The following is a 7,387-nucleotide window of genomic DNA, read 5'->3' as shown; positions in this document are numbered from 1 at the left end:
CCAATCGCCTGAGTTGTCCGGTAGTCCAAAACCAGAATCGCCTGAGTAGTACGGTAGTGGTTTTGGGGCCCCATTGGCAGGTATTATGCATAAACCCAACCGGGAGGACATGGCGTTGACCAGCACCAAACGTTCCCAGAAAACCAGCCCGGCACCCAGACCGGCTTCACCGAAAGAAATCTCGCGGATCGACGAGGCCAACGTGGGGCGGCTGGGCCTGATCAGCATTCAGGAACGCGTGCCAGACAGCTTTACGTCCTGGACCATCGACTTTCATGTGGAGGGCCGCCCGGCCCGGCTGAGCTGCGACGCGATTCCCAAATATGGCGGCGTGCCGCACGGCCTCGATGGAGACATCTCCACGGCGCTGATTGACCTGTACGTGGAAGACGGCTGCCCCGAAGACGGCACGCTGCACACCACCGCCTACCAGATCTTGAAACGCGCTGGCCTGCACGATTCTGGGCGGTACTACCAGAACCTGCGCCAGACCCTGTTTCGCCTGCGGACCTCCACCTACACCGCCTCCGAGGCATGGCGGGACCACCGGCGAGGCAACTGGACCACCGTGACCTTTAACTATCTGGAGGCGCTGGAATTCACCAGTGGCGACGAGGACCTGGGCCTAAGCCGCAGCAGTACCCTCAAGATCCGGCTGGCGACGCCGATTACCAAATCCATCCGCGCCCAGTACACCAAGCCGCTGGATCTGGAATTTCTGACCAGTCTGGACCGCCCATTGACCCGCGCGCTGTACCGCTTGCTGGACGCGCGGCGCTACCCGCCAGAGGACCCACGCGAGCCGCTGGCCTCTTTCACGGTCAACCTGATCGACTGGGCCGAGGCGTGCAAGATCGTGGACCGCCGCAGCAACAAGATTCGCTCGACGCTTCAGGGCGCGCATGAGGAACTGATCGAGCGCCTGTACCTGAGCGCGGTGGAATATGAGGGCCGGGGCCAGACGCAGCAGCTTACCTACCGCTTCGCCGATCTGGCGGATCAGGAAGAGTCCACGCTGCCCGACAGCCCCTTGATCGTGGAGCTGGCCGAGTACCGGGTGTCGGGGGCGGTGGCCCGCCGTCTGATCGAGGAATACGGCGAGGCACATGTGCAGCAGCGACTGTCGAAGTTCGCACGGTTGCTCGCCAGCGGCTTCAAAGCCCGCAACCGCTCGGCGTTGCTGGTGGACATCATCCGCGATCAGGACAACAAATACCCGGAGCCGGACGCGTTAAAAGAAAAGGCCACGAAAAAGAAAGGCAGCCCGCCCGCCTCCAACATGCCCACGCTGGTGGAGGCCACCGACGAACCGCAGCCGCTGGAAGCGCAGGTGGAGGCGGCCCTCAAGACATTGCAATTTCTGCTCCGTGAGCGCCTGAGCGTTAGCGAGTATGCCCTGCTGCGTATGGGCATGATCATCGGCCAGCCGGACCCGCAGGAGGTGACCCGGCTGGCGTCCAGGGCTAAAGTGGAAGGCCAGTTGGAGACCTTCACTGCCGAATTGCTTCAACATCTAGGCCATCTTCAGGTGACGAACCCCGGGGCGACTGATCAGTAAGGGAACCGCAGACTACCGGACAACTCAGGCGATTGGGGTTCTAGAGATCGCGTGAACTGAGCTGCTCGTCACGTGACGAGCAAAGCCCCGTGAGGTCAAGACGCCCGGTTTCCTGCCGTGGTCACCGCTTGTTTGAAACACTCGCCAGAAAATGATCAACTCTTTTCCGCCGCTTTTCTGCTCTCCCCGGTAAACCGTTTGGTCAGCCAGCGGTCCAGGCGGGCAAGGTTGTCGGCCTGCCGTTCGTAGGCCGCGTTGATGGCACGCAAGCGGGTCTGGAGGGCCTGCAAACGCTCGTCGCTGAGCGGCACGTCCTCCCGCTTCCAGTCGCGGCGGCGGTTGCCTGCCAGATCGTGGGTGGCGCGGCGCAGCGTCACCATGTCGCGGGCCTCGTCCAGCGGCATACCCAGGGAGCGCAGGTCGATCAAGTCGCGCAGCAGTCGCAGCGAATACGGACCGTACAGCGTTCTCCCTGAAGCCGTGGTCAGGTCTGGACTCAGCAGTTCCAGCTCGGCGTAGTGCATTACCGTGCGGCGCGTGACCCCGGCCTCGCGCGCCAGTTCGGCGGTGGTGTACAAGGTGGTCTGCTCAGGCGAAAGGGATGGCCCGCTCAAGGCGTGATGACCACCTTGCCGGTCACGCGCCGTTCCAGCAGATCTCGCATGGCCTGTGGGCCGTCCTCCAGAGAGTAACGCTGACTGACCAGCGGCTTAACCGTGCCGTCCATCACCCAGCCCGCCAGTCGCGCCAGATTGCGCGCGTTGGCCGCCGGGTCACGCCTGGCGTATTCGCCCCAGAATACGCCCACCAGCGAGGCACCCTTGAGCAGCGGCAGATTCAGCGGGAGTCTGGGAATTTTGCCCCCCGCGAAGCCGATCACCAGGTAGCGCCCGCCCCAGCCGATGCTGCGGAAGGCCGGTTCGGCGTACTTGTCCCCCACCGGATCAAAAATTACATCCGGTCCCTTGCCCCCAGTCAGGGCTTTGACCCGTTCGCGCAGGTCCTCGGTGGCGTAGTTGAAGCCTTCGTCCGCGCCGTGTTTGCGGGCCAGTTGCAACTTCTCGTCGCTGCCCGCCGCCGCGATGACCCGTGCGCCCAGCGCCTTGCCGATCATGACCGCCGCCAGACCCACACCGCCCGCCGCGCCCAGTACCAATAACGTCTCGCCTTCCTTGAGCTGGGCGCGGTCTACCAGCGCGTGCATGCTGGTGCCGTAAGCCAGGGGCAGCGTTGCGGCCACCTCGAAATCCATCCCGTCCGGCAGCGGCATCACCGCTCCTGCGTCCGCCTTCAGGTGTGAGGCGAACGCGCCCAGCCCGCTAAAGGCCACCGCCCGCTGCCCGACTTTCAGGTGCTTGACGCCCTCCCCAACAGCAGAAATGATGCCCGCCGCCTCCGCACCCGGCACGAAGGGCAAGGGAGGCTTGATCTGATACTGGCCCATGACCATCAGCGCGTCGGGGTAATTCACCCCCGCTGCCTTGACCTCCAGCACCACTTCATTGGCGTTGGGCATGGGATCGGGCTGGTTCTGGACGGTCAGGGTTTCGGGCTGGTCAAAGGCTTGGCAGATCAGGGCGCGCATGGGCAGAACCTCCTGGGGAGTGGGGACGGGGCGGCGAGTGGAATGCTCTATATTAACGTCAACGTTCAAAGTAGACGCAAACGGACACCCCCCTGGCCGATTCCCCGACCGATTCTGGCCTTTCCATCAAGGAGCAACCGCAATGGCCCCCTTTCTGAATAAACGAGATCTGCGCTTTCAACTGTTTGAAGTGCTGGACACCGCCGCCCTGCCCGAACGTCCCCGCTTCGCCGATCACAGCCGCGAGGTCTACGAGGACGTGCTGAATCTGGCCTACAACGTGGCCGATAAGTATTTCGCCAGCCACGCCCGCGAGTCCGATCTGAACGAGCCACATGTGGTGGACGGCAAGGTGCAGCTCCTGCCAGCGGTGGGGGACGCCATGCGCGCCTTCCGCGAGGCCGGATTTTTCAGCGCCCACCACGACGAGGAACTGGGCGGCCTGCAACTGCCGTGGGTGATGACCCAGGCTGTGCAGGCGCACTTTCAGGCGGCCAACGTGGGCAGCAGCGGTTACCCCTTTTTAACCATCGGCAACGCCAATTTGCAGCGCGTATTCGCCTCGCCGGAGCAGCAGGAAAAGTACATGTTGCCGCTGGTGGAGGGCCGCTGGTTCGGCACAATGGCCCTCTCCGAGCCGCACGCCGGGTCCGGGCTGGCCGACATCACCACCACGGCCATGCCCAGAGAAGATGGGACGTACAGCATCAGCGGCAGCAAGATGTGGATTTCGGGCGGCGAACACGAGCTGAGCGAGAACATCGTCCACCTCGTCCTGGCACGCATTAAGGGCGGCGCAGCAGGCGTGAAGGGCATCAGCCTCTTTCTGGTGCCGCGCTACCGGATCAATGACGACGGCACCCCTGGCGAGAGCAACAACGTCGTGCTGGCGGGCCTGAACCACAAGATGGGCTACCGGGGAACCACCAACACGCTACTCAACTTCGGCGAGGGCGGCGAGACGGTGGGCGAACTGGTGGGCGAAGCTGGTCAGGGCCTGCGTCAGATGTTCCACATGATGAACGAGGCCCGCATTGGCGTCGGTATGGGCGCGGTAATGCTGGGTTACGCGGGCTATCTGGCGAGTCTGGACTACGCCTGCGAACGCGCACAGGGCCGCGCCGCCAGCAATAAGGACCCCCTCAGCCCCGCCATTGCGATCATCGGTCACGCAGACGTGAAGCGGCTGTTGCTGCGGCAGAAAGCCTTCGTGGAGGGCGGTCTGGCGCTGGGCCTTTACGCCTCCAGTCTCGTGGATGACCTGCAAACCGGGCCGGAGGGGGACCGCGCGGATACCTCGCTGCTGCTGGACCTGCTGACGCCCATCGTTAAATCCTGGCCCAGCAAGTACAGCCAGGAGGCGCTGAGCGACGCGATTCAGGTCATGGGCGGGGCCGGATACACCCGTGATTACCCGGTAGAGATGTATTACCGCGACAACCGCCTGAACCCCATCCACGAGGGAACGGAAGGCATCCAGGGCAACGATCTGCTGGGCCGCAAGCTCACGCAGGCGGGCGGACGCGGCTTGGAGGTTTTGATGTCGCACATGGAGGCCGATCTGCAAGCCTCCGAAGGTCTGGACGGACTGGATGAGATTCGCGCCGCCCTGAAAACCGCCGTGGAGCAGAATCAGAGCGCCCTGAAAGCCATTCTGGGCAAAGCTGTGGACCTTGGCCCGGACCTTTTTCTGGCAAATGCCAACAGTGCGCTGGAGATGCTGGGGCATACCGTGGTGGGCTGGATGTGGCTGCGGCAAGCTGCGGCTGCCGCCCGCGCCCTGCCGGACGCCAAGGGGGACGACGCCAACTTTTACCACGGCAAATTGCAGGCCGCCCGCTTCTTCGCCACCCATGAATTGCCCAGGGTCAAAGCGCACGCGGACCTGCTCGCTAGCGCCGATGCCACCACCTCAGAAATGCAATCGGAGTGGTTTTAATGACCCAGCAAATTCCCGAACCGCGCCTGTGTAACATCGGCACGCGCACGCTGGCCTACGACGAGGTGCGCCCCGAACACCCGCAGGGCAACGTCCTTTTTCTGACCGGACTGGGCAGCAACCGCCTGGCCTGGCGCGGGCAGCTCCCGGTCTTCGGGCAGACGTACCGCGCCCTGGCGATGGATCACCGCGATACTGGAGACAGCGATTCTGCCGACGCCGACTACTCCACCGCCGATCAGGCCGATGACGCCGCCGCCTTCCTGCGGGCCATGAACGCCGCGCCCGCGCATGTGGTGGGCCTCAGCATGGGCGGGTTTATCGCGCTGAATCTGGCGGCGCGCTGGCCGGAATTGGTGCAGAGCCTGACGCTGGTATCCACATCGGCGGGCGGGGCCAGCCATGTGGGGCCAGACGAGGCGGGCCTGCAAGCCCTGCGCCCCGACTTCTCCCTGTCCCCCGGCGAACGCGCCCGCCGCACCTACGGCCTGATCATGGCCCCCGGTTTTCTGGAGGCCCATCCGCAGGCCGCCGACGCGATTGCCGCCAACGCCAGCTACCGCTCGCTGACGCCGGAGCGCTACGCTCGCCAGGCCCGCTCCACGCGCACGCATGACGTGACCGCCGAGCTGGAAAAACTGCATGTGCCGACGCTGGTGGTTCACGGCGACGCCGATCCGCTGGTGCGCTACGAGAATGGGCAATATCTGGCCGCCCACATTCCCGGCGCGGAGTTTATTACGTACCCCGGCACCGGGCATATTCCAATTGTGGAGCGGGCGGAGGAGTTTAACCGGAGGGTTATGGGGTTTATTGAGGGAGTTAACGGCAAGATGCTATAAAACTCTCGTTGAATGAGTAATTCTTCGGTGGTTTTTGAGGAACTTTTGGGTGTTGTAGGTCCGCTGGGTATTGCTTTATAACTGGAGTGAAGCCCGTCTCTGTGTGTGTAGGTGTGCCTAGAACTGTTGGTTTGAAGCACGCGCTATCCGATTTTAGGGTTGCTAGAACTGCTGTTACAGACGGTGCTGCAAAAGAAGTTCCTCGATATCCGAAGTTATTGTAGCGAGACGGCATATTACCATTCGATTCTATGTCACTTGCAATACAAATTTCCCAATCCATGCAGAATTTTCGTATCTGTGTCGAAGTCAGTCTGAACCATTCTCCGTAAGCGTTAATATCGGCCCGATCTGACCAGTTGGGTTCTTGATCCCTTGTGACGGGATCAACAATCCCTACAGCCTTACCATCCTTTTTTACTGCCCCTACGCTAATTACTTCTGTCCAAGATGCGGGTGCCGTCGGGTAATCCAAGCCAAAATTACCGCTAGATGCCACCAGTACTACTGGCGCATTTCTCCTGAGCTTTGGTAAGGTTTTAGTAAACCAGTCCTTGAAAGGCTCATCATTTGGGACACTCGTCAAAAGATCTTCAATTTGTTTATCAGTTAGAATGTGTAGCTTTTTATAATCGTCCAGATAGTTTCTAAGCGTATATCTTCTGTTCACTTTATTCCAGTTATCTCTAATAAGCCTATATTTAGTTATAACCTCGCATGGCAATAGGGCGAAGCTCATATTAATGACAATCCTACTGCTTTCGGCCCCCTTGATCGCATTTTCTAAATTCTTAACTAATTGTTTCGTACCTATGCCTTTTTGCGAGTTAATATCCGTGCCTGGATCAAATATTTCAGATCGGAAAATTTTAATTGTATCCGAACCACGTTTTAGACCGATTGTTTGACCTTTATACGCTTGAAAGCCAATGTTCTCCAGCAATGCACGCATATGAGCAATTACGAGATTGCCGTGAATTAACTCAAATTCAATAGGAGCATCACTACCATCAGGCCCATCTTCATCCATTTTGACCGTTATTGAAGAGAAGTGGTCAATAACGATAATCATAGCTTGATTATTACTATTAACTGGATTAGATATTTGTATCTTACCAAATATTGGATCTATTATACTATCGGAGTAGCGGGTGTCGGTTTTAAAGGTTATGCCACCAGTTGTTAATCCTGCGCTCCATGCTTGTCCGGGTGCCTCAAAAGCGCTGAATGGGCAGTACGTAGTTTTGTCCGTTCTGGTAAATACCTTATCACTCTTCGTCGGAGGTTCACCCTTACCCCCAGGTTCTAAAAGGTTAAATCTCATTGGCGCAAGTGGCGGGTCTAAATTTGTCTTCCCATTTTGAGCTTTAAGGCTACTGCCCAATCCTAAAAAAATCGCTGAAAGTCCAAAATATGTGAAAAATCGGTAGAGCATCCTCTTTCTCATCGTGTCTCCCTCCTCC

General features: G+C 59.7%; 6 protein-coding genes. 3 read left to right on the top strand and 3 right to left on the bottom strand.

Features of this window, described 5'->3' with window-relative positions; genetic code table 11:
- The first annotated feature begins 85 nt into the window (after positions 1-85).
- Entirely contained in the window at positions 86-1,558 is a 1,473-nt protein-coding gene (locus Q322_RS0114215) for a replication initiator protein A (protein ID WP_245593264.1), read from the top strand.
- Between the two features lie 155 nt (positions 1,559-1,713).
- On the opposite strand, the gene Q322_RS0114210 is transcribed toward Q322_RS0114215, so the two are convergent.
- Both Q322_RS0114210 and Q322_RS0114205 read right to left on the bottom strand, forming a co-directional pair.
- Positions 1,714-2,172, bottom strand: a complete 459-nt coding sequence (locus tag Q322_RS0114210) for a MerR family transcriptional regulator (RefSeq protein WP_034418663.1) — start codon at positions 2,170-2,172, stop codon at positions 1,714-1,716.
- Entirely contained in the window at positions 2,169-3,143 is a 975-nt protein-coding gene (locus Q322_RS0114205) for an NADPH:quinone oxidoreductase family protein (RefSeq protein WP_029478571.1), read from the bottom strand. Before Q322_RS0114205 ends, Q322_RS0114210 begins: the two co-directional genes overlap by 4 nt.
- A gap of 142 nt (positions 3,144-3,285) precedes the next feature.
- On the opposite strand from Q322_RS0114205, the gene Q322_RS0114200 reads away from it, so the two are divergent.
- Both Q322_RS0114200 and Q322_RS0114195 read left to right on the top strand, forming a co-directional pair.
- Positions 3,286-5,082, top strand: coding sequence for an acyl-CoA dehydrogenase (locus Q322_RS0114200; protein WP_029478570.1), 1,797 nt, complete (start codon positions 3,286-3,288; stop codon positions 5,080-5,082).
- Positions 5,082-5,924, top strand: coding sequence for an alpha/beta fold hydrolase (locus tag Q322_RS0114195; protein WP_034418661.1), 843 nt, complete (start codon positions 5,082-5,084; stop codon positions 5,922-5,924). The genes Q322_RS0114200 and Q322_RS0114195 overlap by 1 nt, the downstream gene beginning before the upstream one ends.
- On the opposite strand, the gene Q322_RS23460 is transcribed toward Q322_RS0114195, so the two are convergent.
- Entirely contained in the window at positions 5,905-7,359 is a 1,455-nt protein-coding gene (locus Q322_RS23460) for a S8/S53 family peptidase (protein WP_156953066.1), read from the bottom strand. The genes Q322_RS0114195 and Q322_RS23460 overlap by 20 nt on opposite strands.
- Positions 7,360-7,387: the final 28 nt, after the last annotated feature.

It is taken from the genome of Deinococcus frigens DSM 12807 (genome assembly GCF_000701425.1).
GTDB lineage: Bacteria > Deinococcota > Deinococci > Deinococcales > Deinococcaceae > Deinococcus > Deinococcus frigens.
This window is presented reverse-complemented; position numbering and strand designations above follow the sequence as displayed.